The 16,417-nt window shown below is 47.5% G+C and carries 13 protein-coding genes, 1 riboswitch and 1 other annotated feature; of the genes, 3 read left to right on the top strand and 10 right to left on the bottom strand.

Annotation, left to right across the window (positions count from 1 at the left end):
• Positions 1–22 precede the first annotated feature (22 nt).
• The gene (locus EXG77_RS03995) at positions 23–742 is read right to left on the bottom strand and encodes a pseudouridine synthase (RefSeq protein ID WP_023469097.1); all 720 of its coding nucleotides are present in this window, start codon (positions 740–742) and stop codon (positions 23–25) included.
• Positions 729–2,393: a polysaccharide biosynthesis protein gene (locus EXG77_RS03990; protein WP_035396471.1), complete on the bottom strand. Its 1,665-nt coding sequence runs from the start codon at positions 2,391–2,393 to the stop codon at positions 729–731. Before EXG77_RS03990 ends, EXG77_RS03995 begins: the two co-directional genes overlap by 14 nt.
• Positions 2,394–2,585: 192 nt before the next feature.
• On the opposite strand from EXG77_RS03990, the gene EXG77_RS03985 reads away from it, so the two are divergent.
• Positions 2,586–3,857: an NAD(P)/FAD-dependent oxidoreductase gene (locus EXG77_RS03985; RefSeq protein WP_035396467.1), complete on the top strand. Its 1,272-nt coding sequence runs from the start codon at positions 2,586–2,588 to the stop codon at positions 3,855–3,857.
• A 61-nt stretch (positions 3,858–3,918) separates the two neighbouring features.
• Here EXG77_RS03985 and EXG77_RS03980 read toward each other — a convergent pair whose 3' ends face one another.
• The 5 genes from EXG77_RS03980 to EXG77_RS03960 form a co-directional block, all read right to left on the bottom strand.
• A complete protein-coding gene (locus EXG77_RS03980; protein ID WP_023469100.1) occupies positions 3,919–4,896 on the bottom strand; it encodes a hypothetical protein in 978 nt (325 codons plus the stop codon).
• 131 nt (positions 4,897–5,027) lie between these two features.
• Entirely contained in the window at positions 5,028–7,433 is a 2,406-nt protein-coding gene (gene leuS / locus EXG77_RS03975; protein WP_035396465.1) for a leucine--tRNA ligase, read from the bottom strand.
• Positions 7,434–7,480: 47 nt separating this feature from the next.
• Positions 7,481–7,703 (bottom strand) — a binding site (T-box leader).
• A gap of 38 nt (positions 7,704–7,741) precedes the next feature.
• Positions 7,742–8,386 carry an HAD family phosphatase gene (locus EXG77_RS03970; protein ID WP_035396464.1) on the bottom strand — a complete coding sequence of 215 codons (645 nt, stop codon included), beginning with the start codon at positions 8,384–8,386 and terminating at the stop codon, positions 7,742–7,744.
• Between the two features lie 94 nt (positions 8,387–8,480).
• Positions 8,481–9,515 carry a peptidoglycan bridge formation glycyltransferase FemA/FemB family protein gene (locus EXG77_RS03965; RefSeq protein ID WP_035396462.1) on the bottom strand — a complete coding sequence of 345 codons (1,035 nt, stop codon included), beginning with the start codon at positions 9,513–9,515 and terminating at the stop codon, positions 8,481–8,483.
• Between the two features lie 183 nt (positions 9,516–9,698).
• Positions 9,699–10,877 carry an MFS transporter gene (locus EXG77_RS03960; protein ID WP_023469104.1) on the bottom strand — a complete coding sequence of 393 codons (1,179 nt, stop codon included), beginning with the start codon at positions 10,875–10,877 and terminating at the stop codon, positions 9,699–9,701.
• Between the two features lie 153 nt (positions 10,878–11,030).
• On the opposite strand from EXG77_RS03960, the gene EXG77_RS03955 reads away from it, so the two are divergent.
• The gene (locus EXG77_RS03955) at positions 11,031–11,630 is read left to right on the top strand and encodes a class I SAM-dependent methyltransferase (protein WP_255343803.1); all 600 of its coding nucleotides are present in this window, start codon (positions 11,031–11,033) and stop codon (positions 11,628–11,630) included.
• 50 nt (positions 11,631–11,680) lie between these two features.
• Here the strand turns inward: EXG77_RS03955 and EXG77_RS03950 are convergent, their stop codons facing one another.
• The 3 genes from EXG77_RS03950 to metK all read right to left on the bottom strand — a co-directional run bounded on the left by EXG77_RS03950 (position 11,681) and on the right by metK (position 14,298).
• Entirely contained in the window at positions 11,681–12,385 is a 705-nt protein-coding gene (locus tag EXG77_RS03950) for a serine aminopeptidase domain-containing protein (RefSeq protein WP_035396459.1), read from the bottom strand.
• Positions 12,386–12,463: 78 nt separating this feature from the next.
• Complete coding sequence (locus EXG77_RS03945; protein ID WP_035396456.1) at positions 12,464–12,952, bottom strand: GNAT family N-acetyltransferase; 489 nt, start codon at positions 12,950–12,952, stop codon at positions 12,464–12,466.
• Between the two features lie 137 nt (positions 12,953–13,089).
• The gene (gene metK / locus EXG77_RS03940; RefSeq protein WP_023469108.1) at positions 13,090–14,298 is read right to left on the bottom strand and encodes a methionine adenosyltransferase; all 1,209 of its coding nucleotides are present in this window, start codon (positions 14,296–14,298) and stop codon (positions 13,090–13,092) included.
• A 128-nt stretch (positions 14,299–14,426) separates the two neighbouring features.
• A riboswitch (SAM riboswitch) is annotated at positions 14,427–14,553 on the bottom strand.
• Positions 14,554–14,787: 234 nt separating this feature from the next.
• On the opposite strand from metK, the gene pckA reads away from it, so the two are divergent.
• On the top strand, positions 14,788–16,356 hold the full coding sequence (gene pckA / locus EXG77_RS03935; RefSeq protein WP_023469109.1) for a phosphoenolpyruvate carboxykinase (ATP): 1,569 nt from the start codon (positions 14,788–14,790) through the stop codon (positions 16,354–16,356).
• The last annotated feature ends 61 nt before the right edge of the window (positions 16,357–16,417 follow it).

Here is a 16,417-nt window from a genome sequence, read left to right as displayed (position 1 = left end):
TTCCACCGCCTTTTTGCTTTGCTTATTCAGGTTGCCAATCAAATAACGACAATTCCTCTTGTGTTAGTTCACGGTAGTCCCCGAGTGCAAGTGCCGAATCAAGCTCTAAACGACCAATCGAGCGCCGTTTCAAGAATGTGACCTCTTTACCAAGGGCAAGCATCATCCGTTTGACTTGATGGAACTTCCCTTCCGTGATCGTCAATTCAAGCGTTGAATCTGTTTCTGTCGTTGATAAGATGACGAGTTTTCCTGGCTTTGCCTGATAACCGTCTTCTAAGGTGACGCCTGCCGCAATTGCCTCGACGTCTTCTTGCGTCAATACACCTGTCACTTCCGCGTAATACGTTTTTTCAACGTGTTTTTTCGGAGACATCAAGGCATGATTGAACGCTCCATCGTTTGTCAGTAACAATAAGCCTTCTGTATCCTTATCAAGTCGTCCGACCGGAAACGGTTTGAAATACGTCACGTCTTCAAACAACAGATCGATGACGGTCTCATCTCGTTTATCCTCCGTCGCACTAATGACACCCGGTGGTTTATTCATCATCAAGTAGATGTATTTTTGATACGTGACCGGTTCGCCGTACATCAGAACCTGTTGTGACTCGACATCGACATGTTGTTTCGGATCACGAACGATCTCACCATCGACTTGAATTGCCCCTGCCTTGAGCAAAAGTTTTACTTCTTTTCGGGAGCCTGCCCCCATGTTGGATAATAGTTTATCTAGACGCATGACCTCGTCCTCGTTTCAATGAAATTTTACGTCCTAATACGACTTCTGCTAATCCACTCCAAATCGAAAGTCCAGCGAAAATCACGATTCCAACTGCCGCACCAATGATCAGGATCAACAGAGATGCCCATGTCGTCTCTGGTAAGAAGGACACCATTCCCCACTTCACGAGTGCAACACCTGCTCCCATCAATGCACTAATGATTAAAATCAATGATGTCCGGCGCAAGACGGTACTGAATGGGAACTTCACCGTTTGTGTGATCCGGAGGAACATTAATCCCGTCGCAACGAGATAGCCGATGATCGTCGCATATCCAGCACCTGTTCCATCACCTGTCAAATGAATCAACGGTGCATTCAAGAGATACTTCGCAAGTAATCCTGCAAGAGTTGCAATGATCGTGAAGTACTGACGGTTAATCCCTTGAAGGACTGCCGCTGTGACCGAATACAAGGCAAGGAACAACGCACTCGGCGCATAACTTAACAGATAGACCCACGCCGCTTGATCTTTTGGGAATAACACATGGAACGTTTCTTCACTGAGGAGAATCATCCCGACGACTGCCGGAATCGTCACAAAGAAAACAAGTTGATAAATCTGTGAGATTTGAGCCCGTACTTTCCGCATATCTCCTTGCGTGAAGGACGCTGTTAACAGTGGAGTTGCAGATAACGACAATCCTGTTGCGACCGACACCGGAATCAAGACGATCTTATGACTATCCGCAATCAGATAGGCAGTCGCGTTTCCGGCCGCTTCGAGCGTGTAACCGATACTTTGTAAGGCGGCATTCATCGTATTCTGGTCGATGACTTGATAAAGGGGTGTCGAAAGACCGACCATGACGATTGGAATCGCATACGTCAATAATTCCTTATACAAATCCGTTAACGGGCGATCCGGCGAACGGACGGTTTGAGTAGCACGAAGTTCCTGTAAGCCACTCGCACGTTTGCGGAAATAATAGATCAGAACCGCAACACTACCAATTGCGCCAATGAAAGCGCTGAATGTTGCAATCGTTGCGGCAAATGCTGCACCTGAATCAAACAAATAAATCGCGATGCTGACTCCTGCAAGCAAGAAGATGATCCGGACGATTTGTTCCAAGATTTGCGAAATCGCGGTCGGTCCCATCGATTGATACCCTTGGAAATAACCTCGGGTCATACTCATCGGTGGAATCAAGAGTAAAGCGAAACTCACGCCACGAATCGTCATCGTGACAGCATCAACGTATGCTGCTGAATCAACGTCACCACCTGGAATGGCCCGGTGTGCTAAATACGGTGCGAGAAAGAATAAAGCAAGGAAGGAAACAATCCCGGTCAAGGACATGATTTTCAGACCAGACCGATATAATCTTTCACTCGTATCATACTCTCCTAATGCATTGTATTTGGCGACGAATTTCGAGACGGCGACAGGAATCCCTGCTGTCGCGAGTCCGATCATGATCGCATAATAGTTATAGGCATACGTATAAAACATAATACCTGTAGCACCGACCATGAACTGGAATGGAAAGAGGTAGATCAAACCTAGTGCGCGGGAAATCAGTGACGCACCGGATAGGAGCATCGTCCCACGAACGAATCCCGCATTACCGGGAGAAGTGGACTGTTTATTGTTGACTGTGGACATGGTAACATCCCTCACGCTTTCTAATTTTTAAACTCGACACTCTAATCATGACTGTCTCATTATACAAGTTCTCTCGTACACAATTGCAAATCATTATACCGCTGTCTTTCTGGAATTGAAAGAGACGGTTTGTTTACAGTCGCAACTTCTGCTAAAGTGAAACAAGCAGAATTCTATGAATGAGGTGACCATATGTACGATGTAATCGTAATCGGGGGCGGACCGAGCGGCTTGATGGCAACGCTCGCCTCCTTACAAGCTGGAGCTCGAACACTCCTGCTCGATAAAGGGAATAAATTAGGACGGAAGCTCGCAATCTCTGGCGGCGGACGCTGTAACGTCACGAATCGAAAACCACTCGACGAGCTCGTCCAGTCGATTCCGGGAAACGGACGTTTCTTATATAGCGCCTTCTCTCAATTCAACAATGAATCGATCATCGAACTCTTCGAAGGATTTGGCGTCGCACTTAAAGAAGAGGACAACGGTCGGATGTTCCCTGTCTCAGATAAGGCAGCGGATGTCGTTCGTGTATTGATTGATCAAATCCGCGCGCATGGTGCCGAGATTCAAACGGATGCGCAAGTCGCTACGCTCGATTTCCATCCAGACGGTGCTTTTGCAGCTGTCATATTAGAGAATGGCATGCGTCTTGAAGCGAAAAGTTGTATCGTCGCGGTCGGTGGTCAATCTGTTCCGCATACCGGTTCAACGGGTGACGGCTATCCGTGGGCTGAAAAAGCGGGTCACACGATCACGGAACTCTTCCCAACGGAAGTTCCGATTCTGTTAGGTGATACGTTCATTCACGAAAAAACATTACAAGGGCTGTCGCTGCGTGACGTCGCTCTAACGGTCCACGGTAAAAAAGATAAGGCGATCAAAACACATACAGGTGATCTACTGTTCACACACTTCGGTTTAAGTGGTCCGATTGCTTTACGGTGTAGCCAATATACGATCAAAGAACGCAAACGTTCGAAAGAAACGATTGTTCATCTATCGATTGATCTCTTCCCGGACGAATCCCTCGGTGCCTTAACGGAACGTTTCCAAGCTGCGCTTGCCGCAAATCCGAAGAAAACAGTCCGCAATGCTCTTCGTGGTTTCGTACCAGAACGGTTGCTTGAACTCCTATTTGCTCAAATCGGCTTTGGCGATGAAGTCTGTACACAAGTGAAGAAACAAGACTGGACGGACTTCCTCCAACAATTGAAACGATTCCCACTCAGAGCAACGGGAACGCTCGATTTCGATAAAGCCTTCGTCACGGGTGGCGGCGTCTCGATCAAAGAGATTGATCCAAAAACAATGATGTCAAAAAAAGCCGAACGATTATTCTTCGCTGGTGAAATTCTTGATATTCACGGCTATACGGGTGGATACAACATTACAGCCGCGTTCGTGACGGGTCATTGCGCCGGTAGCCACGCCGCAGAAATGGCACGTGACACTGTCTCTTAATATGAACAAGACCCGATTCGTCTGTGTTAATCAGAAGAATCGGGTCTTTTCTTTTTATGCATCAGTCAATCGGTGTGAACGATCGGCTCGAAAACTTATCTGTCTCGACTAAGGCAAACAATTCATTATCCTGTACGAAAATCCCTTTTGAACCATAGACCTTCGGACTTGCCGTCTCTCCCGTGATCGTCTGATCTTTCTGATCAATCGAATAGAGATAGAGTGCTTCTGAATCAAGTGTGTAGATGCGTCCTTGTCGTTCCGCAAGACCAATTGGTCGGAAGTCGGATTCGAATACTTTCTTCGCATCACTTCGCATCCCATTCGCCGGTTCAATTTTACTTCGTTCTACGATCGATAAATACGGCGGCTTTTGCTTTTTCTTTAAAGCCCGTTTTTTCTTTTCCGACGCATCTGGATCAATCTTAATTTTATCCTCTTTCATGGCGAAACGAGTCAATTCCACACGTCCGATTGCACGGATATGATTGATCGTATAGAATTCCTTTTTCTTCGCATCATATCCAAGCCCATGGAAACTGTCTCGAATCGTCGTCCCCTGTACTTTTTCACGTTTTTCTTCGCTCCAGACACCATCTTTTCGCGTGATTGTCACGAGAATCTGATTCGATGTCAATAAAGCGACGGTCTCTCCGTCAACGAGTGTCATGCCATCGAGGCCAGAAAGAAGTAATTTCCCTTCTTCTAATTGGAAGGAGGCATTGATCCTCTCACCTGTTCCACTAATTTCAAAGAAACGATAATCGTCTGTGACGACGAGGTACGACCCGATGGAATCATCATATAACATCTGCTGGACATTCTTAATTAATGGTTCTTCCGGATTCGGAATAGCTGAAGGCGTTTTCGTCGGCACCTGTTTGACAGCTGCCTGATGCTTCGATTGCGTCTCGATTTTCGCGAACGTTTCCTGAATACGCGACATCGTCTCTGGTTTTGAGAAGACGAGCAGTACACAAAGAATCAAACCCGAAACGACGGCAAAAATCGTTGTATAGACTATATAAGATCGTTTCATTGATGGTAATCGCCTTTCTTTCTCGGTTTCTGATTCAGTGTAGCAGAAGGACGTTCAAAAAAAAAGCGGACTTGCGACGGAAATGAAGAAACCCCCTCCATTCGCGTCAAACGAATGAAAGGGGCTATGGCTTAATTTGCTACGATGTTGATTAATTTTTTCGGTACGACGATGACTTTTCGAACCGTCTTGTCGCCGATCCATTCTTGTGTCTTTTCGTCGGCAAAGGCAAGTGCCTCGATTTCTTCTTTTGTCGCGTCGATGTTGATTTCGATTTTCGAGCGAACTTTTCCGTTCACTTGAATGACGAATTCCATTGTATCGCTGACGAGTTTCGATTCATCGAATGTTGGCCATGCCGCATACGTCAATGTCTCTTCAAATCCAAGTTGTTCCCAGAGTTCCTCACCAAGGTGCGGTGCAACTGGTGTTAACAATTGGATGAACCCACGAAGGAAGTGACGCGGAAGCACCGGCTGTTTGTTTGCTTCGTTGACGAAGACCATGAGTTGCGAAATTCCGGTGTTGAACTGGATGTTCGCGAAGTCTTCCGTAACCTTCTTGACCGTCTGGTGGTATGTCCGTTCGAAGTCAGCATCGACTTCTGCGACATCTTGAATGTCTGCTGTCCGTTCGAACAAGCGCCAGACACGATCGAGGAAACGACGCGCACCGTCAAGTCCGTTCTCAGACCAGGCAACTGATGCATCGAGTGGACCCATGAACATTTCATACAAGCGTAACGTATCCGCACCATGCGATTTAACGATTTCATCCGGATTGATGACGTTACCGCGTGATTTCGACATTTTCTCGTTGTTCTCTCCAAGAATCATCCCTTGGTTGTATAACTTCTGGAATGGTTCTTTTGTTGGCACGACGCCTGCATCATACAAGACTTTATGCCAGAAGCGTGCATACAATAAGTGGAGAACGGCGTGTTCCGCACCACCGATGTAAATATCGACTGGAAGCCAGTATTTTAATTTTTCTGGATCCGCGATCGCCTCTTCATTGTGCGGATCGATGAAACGAAGATAATACCAGCAGCTTCCGCCCCATTGTGGCATCGTATTCGTCTCGCGACGCCCTTTCATTCCTGTTTCAGGATCCGTATAATCCAACCAGTCTTCCGCAAGCGCAAGTGGTGATTCGCCTGTACCAGACGGCTTGATCTCCGGAATGATTGGAAGTTCGAGCGGTAATTCCTCTTGGCTAAGCGTCTTCATCGAACCATCTTCCATATGAACGACTGGGATTGGCTCACCCCAATACCGTTGACGACTGAACAACCAGTCGCGGAGACGATACGTGATTTTCTTGCGTCCGACTTGATTCGTTTCGAGTTCAGCAATCATCGTCTCGATTGCTTCTTGTTTTCCAAGACCATCAAGCATATGCGAGTTGACGTGTTCGCCCTCTCCTGTATAGGCTGCTTCATCGACGTTTCCACCCGCGACGACCTCAACGATTGGCAAGTCGAATTGTTTCGCGAATTCATGGTCGCGCTCATCGTGTCCTGGAACTGCCATAATTGCACCCGTTCCATAAGAAGCAAGGACATAATCAGCGATCCAGATCGGAAGACGATCACCTGAGATTGGATTGACGGCGAAAGCACCCGTGAAGACGCCTGTTTTTTCCTTCGCTAAATCCGTCCGTTCGAGGTCTGACTTCGTTTGGACTTGCGAAATGTACGTATCGACGGCTTCCTTGTGATCCGCTGTCGTGATGTCAGCTACGAATGGATGCTCCGGCGCAAGCACGAGGTACGTCGCACCAAAGATTGTGTCCGGACGTGTCGTAAAGACCGTGACTTGTTTTTTATGTCCATCAATCGTGAAATCGATCTCAGCACCTTCTGATTTCCCGATCCAGTTCCGTTGCATCTCTTTAACAGAATCCGGCCAATCGAGGTCATCGAGATCTTCAAGAAGACGATCCGCATATTCCGTGATTTTCAAGACCCACTGACGCATCGGAACACGCACGACCGGATGATTTCCGCGTTCAGATAATCCGTCGATGACTTCTTCATTCGCAAGAACGGTTCCAAGTGCCGGGCACCAGTTGACCGCGACTTCGTCCACGAACGCAAGTCCTTTTTCATACAACTTCGTAAAGATCCACTGTGTCCATTTGTAGTACTTCGGATCCGTCGTGTTGATTTCACGATCCCAGTCATAGGAGAATCCAAGTTCTTTCAGCTGACGCTTGAACGTCTCGATGTTTTTCGCTGTGAATTCACGTGGGTCATTCCCTGTATCGAGAGCGTATTGTTCTGCTGGTAACCCGAACGCATCCCAACCCATTGGGTGCAAGACGTTGTATCCTTGCATCCGTTTCATCCGCGCGAGGATGTCCGTTGCCGTGTAGCCTTCCGGGTGTCCAACGTGGAGTCCGGCACCTGACGGATACGGGAACATATCAAGGGCATAAAACCCTTCTTTTTCTGGATCTTCTGTCGTGACGAAGGCGTTGTCTTGATCCCAACGCGCCTGCCATTTTGGTTCAATTTCGCGATGATTGTACGGCATGTCTTTTCCTCCTCTAATCTAAAAAAAACCGGTCCTCCGCCCCTAGGAATAGGGACGAAAGACCGGTTTGGCTTCCGCGGTACCACCCACGTTGTCTGTCTATGACAGACCGCTTGATTCACAGATAACGGTGTGAAGGACCGGATTCGCTACTACGACTTCACGAATCGTGCTCCCTGACGAGTTCACGGTTGTTACCGACTGGTTCGCACCCTCCACCAGCTCTCTTGACGGCACCTTTCCCCTACTACTTCAGTTCCCTGCATTTGACTATCTTTTCCTAGTGTAATCTGTTTCTTCCTCAAGCGTCAACGCTTCCGTAAAATTTCCTCAATTTCCGCATGCGATCGCGCAATATGATCTGCTTGTTCTAAACGTTGCGCTGGCATCCGGTCATCAAGAAGCGCAATCACTTCCATACCAGCTGCTTTTGCGCCGATCATCCCGTTTGCAGCGTCTTCAATGACGAGACAATTCTCAGGTGCGTGCCCGATTCGTGATGCCGCAAGTCGAAAAATCGCGGGATCCGGCTTCGAACGCACGACTTCTTCCCCACTGACGTAATGCGTGATTGGAAGCTCGTAATGACGGATGACGCGTTCGATTTTTTGAAGCGAACTCGAAGAAGCGATCCCGATATCGTAACCAAGAGATGTCGCTTGTTCGATGACTTGTTTGACTCCCTCTTTTAAACCACACGCCTCTGGTTTTGCATGAATTTGAAACAAGCGATGTTCTTCCTCAAGTAAAGCACTCGCTGTTTCTGGGAGCTCGTGTTGCGCGACAAGTTCTTCCCACATCTCATCTCCTGTTTTCCCCATGAATGTCGCATACTGAACCGGATCGAGCGGAATCGATAACGTTTTGAACATCTGCTGGTGGACCTCAAAGTAGCGGATTTCACTATCTAAGATGACCCCATCCATATCAAAAATAAGACCTCGTTTTTTCAAGACACATCCCCCTCAATTGATCTATCATGATTTCAGCATATCAAAAAAACGACTACACGATGTAGTCGTTTCACCTTCTTCATTTAGTTACTGTTTAACTTGTCGCCATTTGGACACTGGTTTGTCGGTAAGCCGGAAAATAATCCGAATTAGCATCTGACCCGTATCGTATACACAACTGATCGTATACGGCTGGTTGAAGAATCGATTTTCCTTGATGATACTCAAATAAACGGTACCCGGTGTAACGGCATTTACTCTCAAAGAGACTATCCCGTTCTTGATATCCACCTCCGAGATGTTGTTCGACGAGACCGCGTGCTTTCGCCTGAAGAATCGCTTCGTACTCAAGTCGTTGATTTGGGAACATCTTCGCTTCGTCCCGCTTACAACCAATCAAATGACCGTGGGCATATTCTTTTCCGAGCAATACGAGGTACCCTCCAACCGCTTCTCCTTCGATTTCCGCCATCAGCAATATGGGTTCACAAAGCGGGTTCGTTTCCATCAACTGCTCAAAATACGTCGCGGTAAAATAATAATGAGCCGAAGCATTCTTCCGGTCCATCGTTTCATGATACAACGCTACAAAAACAGGTAGGTCGTCTCGCGTTCCTATTCTAACGGTTAAAGGAGAGGCAAGCGATTTGCGAATCATACTTCTCGTCTTCTTATGAAATGTCTGCATGATGTCCTCTATTGAAGGGCGTAAATCGATACTCGTCGTATGACGGATGAAGGAAACTTTCGTCCAGTCCTGCATGAACCGTTCATTACCGGTCAACGGATTAAAGCGAATCATTTCCGAAACGACCGATTCTTGCTCCGCCCACCTTTCAAACGATAGACGTGCATGCTGCATTTCAGTTGCGGTTAAGCGACCGACGATTTCCGGTCCGCCGTAGCCATACGGCGTGATGAGATCTGAATAAGGCGTATCAAAAATCCGACGCTTTAAAAAGGGATAGAACAGTGTTCCCGCATGACCTTCATAACGAAATAACACCGCTTGCTCAGACGGTCTAGCGTTAAGCGTGACGTATTGGTGACTGTAGAAGATATCAAGAGGCTGTTGCTGTACGTGTGTCGTCCAAGTTGCGGCATCTGTGATGAATTGACACCTTTCCATTCGTGCACCTCCAGTCAAAAAGAAGCAACGTTCACATGAACTTTCTTTTCAAGTTCTTGATTAGAAAGTACCCGTTTCTTTGCCGAAATATTCCATATTAATAATGATTTGTTTTATAATTAGCGCATTAATGATGTAAAAAAAAGACAGCGAATCTAATGTCCGCTGTCTTACAGATGATGCTCATGATGTGATTTTAGGAATGGCACGAAGGAATACGACGCCTGCTAACAGAATCAATCCAATCAATGTCAAGAAGACCGCTGACATACCGGATAAATCGTAGATCAACCCTCCGACGGTCGGACTGATCATCCGTCCCGCTGAAGCGGCAATATTGACGTATCCCTGGAACTCTCCTTCTTTTCCGATTGGCGCGAGTCTCGCCGCCATAGCAGGAACCGCTGGCCAGATGAACATCTCACCAATCGTCAAAATGATCATCGCGACGAGGAACATCTTGAAGCCGCCTGCGAACGGAACGATCAGATAAGACAAGAGGAAGATTCCTGTACCGGTCATCAATTGTCGCTTCAAGTCATCTCCAAACCACCGGAGAATTGGTGTTAATAAAGGTTGTGCGAACACGATGAGTGCTCCGTTGATCGTCCAAAGAATAGAGTACTCGGAAATCGTGACACCGAGCGATTTCGTGTGTACGGCAAAGGTTCCTTGCCATTGCACATAAACGAACCAAAGTAAGGCATACCCGATCGAGACGAGCAACATCGTCCGTGCCGCACCGCGCGCAAGGGGTGTGCGTGTCGTTTCGATCTCGTCATGTGCCGCATGCATCCGCGCTGGTGCCTGAATCCAGGATAAACCGACGAACAAAATGATGGCAAAGGCGATGTAGAGGACGAGATTGGCGATGAAGATGTACTGAATCGAAAAGGCAGCGATTTGACCACTGACTGCTGTCCCGAGCGCTACACCGACGTTTTGTGCGACATAAATCGCATTAAAGGCACGACGCCCGCCTTCCGGCCAGATGACACCCGTCATCGCGTAGATCGTCGGAAAAACCATCCCACCGACGAATCCAATCAATCCAAGCATCGCGACGTATCCGAGGTACGTCTGATGAAATAGCAACAAGCCAACGGAAGACAGGACAAGTCCGATGACACTGATGACAAGCGTCTTCTTGCCACCGAGACGGTCAAACGCTTTTCCACCTAAGTAGTTTCCGACGATTGCTAAGGCAGAGTTGACGAACAATGCCATCCCTGCTTTTGTCATCGACTCTCCTAAATATTCATGAATATATAATGTATTAAACGGCCATAAAAAAGAGGATCCCGTCGTATTGATGGCCATCGCAAGGACGAGGATCCAGACCGCTTTTGGTAATTTTGGCATACCTGTGGTCCTCCTATTTCATTCTCAACCTTGCCACTTTACGCAATCCGTCCCCTAACTGTCAAGCTACTTCGCTTTTCGTCAACGAATCAAAAAATGATATAATGCAGAAAGAATCTTGCACATACTGAACCATTACTAGAAAAACAGACTATAGGAACAGGAGTCTATGCCATGTCACTTGCCCGTGTATTACCTTATACGAAACAATTACTCGAGTCCGTTATCGAGCCCGGAGACTGCGTCGTCGATATGACTGCCGGAAATGGACATGATACACAGTTTTTAGCAGAACGTGTCGGTCCAGAAGGAAGGGTTCTTGCGTTCGACGTCCAGGCACAAGCCATTGAGGAATCGACGCGACGTCTCGACGAAGCCGGAATGTTAGCACGCGTCGACCTTTACCATGAAAGCCACATCCATGTCGGTGCCCGTCTTTCGGACGAACAACGTCCTGTCCGCGCTGGAGTCTTCAATCTCGGATACCTGCCTGGAAGCGACAAATCAATCACGACGACCGGAGAAGAGACGCTTGAAGCACTCGATGCCCTCCTCCCGGTCCTCGCTCCCGGCGGTCTTGTCGTCCTCGTCGTCTATCACGGTCACTTGGAAGGAAAACGAGAACGTGACGCTGTCCTCGATTACGTCACAGCCCTTGATCAGCAAGATTATGCCGTTCTCCAGTATCGCTTCTTGAACCAACAAAATCATCCCCCGTTCATCATCGCGATCGAGAAAAAAGTACGCGGATGATGGGCACAAAAAAGTGATGCCCCTTTTTTAGAGGCATCACTTTTGTGATTTCATTCTTCAACAAGCTTAAAGAACAACATTAATTTTTCTGCAAACCGTGTGTTCAACCGTTCGAAACTAAAATGCGGAAAACCGTGTAGACGTTGTAAGTAAATCTGATCGCCACCCATTTTCCGGCATACTTCAAGTGTCAGCTTGACGTCTGCGAACTGATCGTCCGGTGCATAAAAACAAGCCAAGTTCACACGCGGCAGTTTTTTTCGTTCCTCGTCATGTACGACGATCTCTTCTTCGATTTCCCGGTACTGTGCATAGGTCAGTTCACCGATGCGAACGGTATCTTCCGTACTTTGACCAAACGGCAACGTACCGAGTGGCGCATCGGGCCGGAAACGATCGAACGCACTTGCGAAGACTTGTTTGACGCCTCCGAGTTGTTTCGAAGGGTGCCAATCAAACAACGGTGAAATGAATGCAAGGCTTGCTACCGGTAATTCATATTCTTGCAACAGACGATTGACGACGAGTGCGCCCATGCTACAGGCGACGATATGAATCGGTAGCTTGCGTTTCCCGGCTTCACGTAATGCTTCTTTTAACAGTTGACCATGTTCTTCAAACGAGATACGACGTGGGGCGTCGACGAGCAATACTTCATACTCTCGTTCGAGTACCCGAATCAAAGCTTCACTCGGACGGGCACGCAGTTGTAACGGATAGACTAATACGATGATTCCTGTTGGTTGTTCAACCACAAACTCACCTCTTCACTTCATACTTCCTATTTACGATACCTTATTTCAAACGCACACAAAACCGTCCCAAGACGGATTTCACGAGGCGACATGGCGAAGGCGAATGACAGATTCTACTTGCCCAAAGACTTCTTCCGTCATCTCACTGAGTTCTTCAAAACCGAATGAGATCAAGAACTGACGCGCTTTATAGTTACGTGCCTCCACGTATACTTCGAGTGGGACGGCTCCTTGTCGTTCGAGTTCACGGATCAATCGTCGTCCGATTCCGTTTTGCTGATATTTCGGTAAGACGTACAGACGAATGATTTCCCACGTTCCCTCAACATCAATAGCATGAATGAAACCGACGATTTCCTCATCGATGATTCCGACATAAAAATACTCTCCCCGTGCTTCTTCTGCCGTCCGGATCGCACGAACAACCTCCTCTTGCGGATACGCTTCCTGCACGAAATGCGCTTTCGAGCGCTCGGAATAGATTTCTGCATACGTATCCAACCAGGATGTGACGGCAATGTCATGAATACGTCCTGCATCGGCTGGAATAGCTTCGCGTATTTCCATAATCGGAACCCCCCTTTGTATTCATACGAATCGACTCATGTACTTTTACCCTCTTCTAGAAAAAACATTCGTTTCCTGCAAAGTTCCCCGTAAACAAAAAAGTCCGAAAACCCGCATAGGGTTCTCGGACTTTTTGATTATGCGAAACGTTTTGCTTGTTCTTCAAGAACTGCTGCTTTATCTGTTTGCTCCCATGGAAGCTCAACATCTGTACGACCGAAGTGACCGTATGCAGCTGTTTGACGATAGATCGGACGACGGAGATCAAGCATGTTGATGATTCCAGCCGGACGAAGATCAAAGTTTTCAGCAACCAATTCGACGAGTTGTGCTTCAGGAAGTTTTCCTGTACCGAATGTATCAACCGCGATTGATACCGGGTGCGCGACACCGATTGCGTACGCGAGTTGAACTTCTGCTTTGTCTGCAAGACCTGCAGCAACGAGGTTCTTCGCGACGTAACGTGCTGCGTATGCAGCTGAACGGTCGACTTTTGTTGGATCTTTACCAGAGAATGCTCCACCGCCGTGGCGTGCGTATCCACCATACGTATCAACGATGATCTTACGACCCGTCAATCCAGCATCTCCTTGTGGTCCGCCGATGACGAAACGACCAGTTGGATTGATGAAGAATTTCGTTGCTGCGTCGATGTATTCAGCCGGGATGACCGGTGTGATGACGTGTTCTTTCAAGTCAGCTTGAATTTGCTCAAGCGTAACTTCTTCCGCGTGTTGTGTCGAGATGACGATCGTATCGACACGAACCGGCTCGTTGTTCTCGTTGTATTCGACCGTGACTTGTGTTTTTCCGTCCGGACGAAGGTAGTCGAGTTGACCGTTTTTACGCACTTCTGCCAAACGGCGTGCGAGACGGTGTGAAAGCGAGATTGGAAGTGGCATGAGTTCTGGTGTTTCTTTCGTTGCGTAACCGAACATGAGACCTTGGTCTCCTGCACCGATTGCATCGATTTCTGCATCAGACATGCTACCTTCACGTGCTTCAAGCGCTTGGTCTACACCAAGAGCGATGTCTGCTGATTGCTCATCGATTGATGTCAATACAGCACATGTGTCCGCGTCGAAACCGTATTTCGCGCGTGTATAACCGATCTCACGAATCGTTTCACGAACGACTTTTGGAATGTCGACGTAAGTGGATGTCGTGATCTCACCTGCAACGAGAACGAGACCTGTTGTAACAGAAGTTTCTGCCGCAACACGCGCGTTTGGATCCGCTGCGAGGATTGCATCAAGAATTGAATCCGAAATTTGGTCACAGATTTTATCTGGATGACCTTCAGTGACTGACTCCGACGTGAATAGTCGGCGATTAAGGTTTGTCATGTATGACCCTCCCAAAAAAGAATTTGACGGTGTACTCATTTCCCCTAGTTGAGTGGGACGGTAAAATGAAAAAAACCTTTCCAAGTCCAAAAAATGGTCAGGGAAAGGTTGTGCGTTCTTCCTTTACCCTCTTATCGTTCGAAGTGTTTACTTCGCTTCAGGAGAGCACCTTTTCCCTCATTAATATGTGAATTAATGTAGGACGGTTGCCGGGTTTCTTCGGGCCTTGTTCCCTCCACCTGCTCAGAATAAGAGTATCCGTTACGAATTACATGATATAAAGTTGTAACTACTCTGTCAAGCAAGGTTTCAAATTCTAGTCGAAACTTTTTGAAAGAGATGTTAAACTGTTAATGCTGAAAGCGTTTCCAGATAAATAGAAATCAGCACTAGAAAATGATTGCTCTCTCTTTAGTATGTCATATATAATAAATGTGTCATACTAAATACAGTGAGCCAAAACCAACGTAGGGGAAAGGTGGGGTCAGGATGCCGATGACGGTCCTGAATATCGAAGAACTACTCAAGAAAGAGCATGTGTTCAAACAACTATCTGTTGCTGAACTTGTCGAACATGCGATTCGAAACGAAGAAGGTGTCCTTGCTGAGAACGGCGCATTATCTGTAGAAACGGGGAAATTTACAGGTCGTTCACCAAAAGATAAGTTCATCGTCCGTGATTCTTCCTGCGAGTCTCACATTGATTGGGGTCATGTCAACCAACCAATGGATGGAGACAAATTTGAACAATTGTTGCAAAAGGTTCTTCGTTACATGAACGAAGCTGATCATCTCTACTACACAGAAGCTGCTGCTGGAGCAGATACGCACTTCACCCTTCCGGTCCGTGTGCTCACACAATATGCTTGGCATAACCTGTTTGCCAAACAACTCTTTTTACGCGAGTATCCTGAAGTGGCTGCCTTCGAACCGTTCACGGTCGTCTACGCGCCACATTTCAAAGCAGATCCTGCCGTTGACGGAACGAACTCCGAGACGTTCATCGCGATGTCGTTCGAACACCGAATCGTCTTGATCGGTGGAACGGAATACGCTGGAGAAATCAAAAAGTCGATCTTTTCCGTCATGAACTACCTCTTGCCACAAGAAAACGTCCTTTCGATGCACTGCTCGGCAAACGTCGGACACGAAGGCGACGTCGCCTTGTTCTTCGGTCTATCTGGTACTGGTAAGACCACCCTTTCAGCCGATGATAGCCGTCAATTGATCGGTGACGATGAGCATGGTTGGTCGCACGATGGTGTCTTCAACATCGAAGGCGGATGTTACGCGAAGACGGTCAATCTATCGCGTGAAAAAGAACCGCAAATCTTTGACGCGATCCGTTTCGGAACCGTCCTTGAGAACGTCGTACTCGACGAAGCCCGTCATCCTGATTACGATGATACATCGTTGACGGAAAATACGCGTGCTGCTTATCCGATTACGGCAATCGATAACATCGCTGTTCCGTCACGCGCTGGTCATCCGAAGACGATTGTCTTCTTGACAGCTGATGCGTACGGCGTCTTGCCCCCGATCAGCAAATTGACGAAAGAACAAGCGATGTATCACTTCCTATCAGGATATACATCAAAACTCGCTGGAACAGAACGTGGGGTCACGGAACCAGAAGCGACCTTCTCGACGTGCTTCGGTTCACCATTCCTTCCACTGATGCCTGAAAAGTATGCGACGATGCTCGGCGAATTGATTGATCGTCATGGTGTTACCGTTTATCTCGTCAACACGGGCTGGACAGGCGGTGCTTACGGAACAGGTAGCCGCATGAAGCTATCGTATACACGGACGATGGTCAACGCTGCCGTTAACGGCACACTTGCAACGATTCCAACAGAAGAACACCCGATCTTTGGACTTCATATGCCGCTCGAAGTTCCTGGTGTTCCAAGTGAGTTACTCAACCCGGTACGCGTCTGGTCGAATCCGGACGAATACGACACACAAGCGCGTTCGCTTGCTGAGAAATTCCAGAACAATTTCCTTCGTTTCGAGAGTGCGACGGATGCGATCAAGTCAGCTGGTCCGCGCCTATAAAGTAGAGTTTTCTGACTTGCATCAAAAAGATAGACACCGAATTTACATCAAGTAACTAAAA

Source organism: Exiguobacterium sp. OS-77 (assembly GCF_000414195.2).
Lineage (GTDB): Bacteria > Bacillota > Bacilli > Exiguobacteriales > Exiguobacteriaceae > Exiguobacterium_A > Exiguobacterium_A indicum.
The sequence above is the reverse complement of the archived record's forward strand: the minus strand, read 5'-3'. Positions and strand labels throughout refer to the sequence as shown.

What these genes read in the sequence shown, in the direction of transcription:
- EXG77_RS03995 (WP_023469097.1), bottom strand. Translation starts at nt 742, where the DNA reads ATGCGTCTAGATAAACTATTATCCAACATGGGGGCAGGCTCCCGAAAA.
- EXG77_RS03990 (WP_035396471.1), bottom strand. Translation starts at nt 2,393, where the DNA reads ATGTCCACAGTCAACAATAAACAGTCCACTTCTCCCGGTAATGCGGGA.
- EXG77_RS03985 (WP_035396467.1), top strand. Translation starts at nt 2,586, where the DNA reads ATGTACGATGTAATCGTAATCGGGGGCGGACCGAGCGGCTTGATGGCA.
- EXG77_RS03980 (WP_023469100.1), bottom strand. Translation starts at nt 4,896, where the DNA reads ATGAAACGATCTTATATAGTCTATACAACGATTTTTGCCGTCGTTTCG.
- leuS (WP_035396465.1), bottom strand. Translation starts at nt 7,433, where the DNA reads ATGCCGTACAATCATCGCGAAATTGAACCAAAATGGCAGGCGCGTTGG.
- EXG77_RS03965 (WP_035396462.1), bottom strand. Translation starts at nt 9,515, where the DNA reads ATGGAAAGGTGTCAATTCATCACAGATGCCGCAACTTGGACGACACAC.
- EXG77_RS03960 (WP_023469104.1), bottom strand. Translation starts at nt 10,877, where the DNA reads ATGCCAAAATTACCAAAAGCGGTCTGGATCCTCGTCCTTGCGATGGCC.
- EXG77_RS03945 (WP_035396456.1), bottom strand. Translation starts at nt 12,952, where the DNA reads ATGGAAATACGCGAAGCTATTCCAGCCGATGCAGGACGTATTCATGAC.
- metK (WP_023469108.1), bottom strand. Translation starts at nt 14,298, where the DNA reads ATGACAAACCTTAATCGCCGACTATTCACGTCGGAGTCAGTCACTGAA.
- pckA (WP_023469109.1), top strand. Translation starts at nt 14,788, where the DNA reads ATGCCGATGACGGTCCTGAATATCGAAGAACTACTCAAGAAAGAGCAT.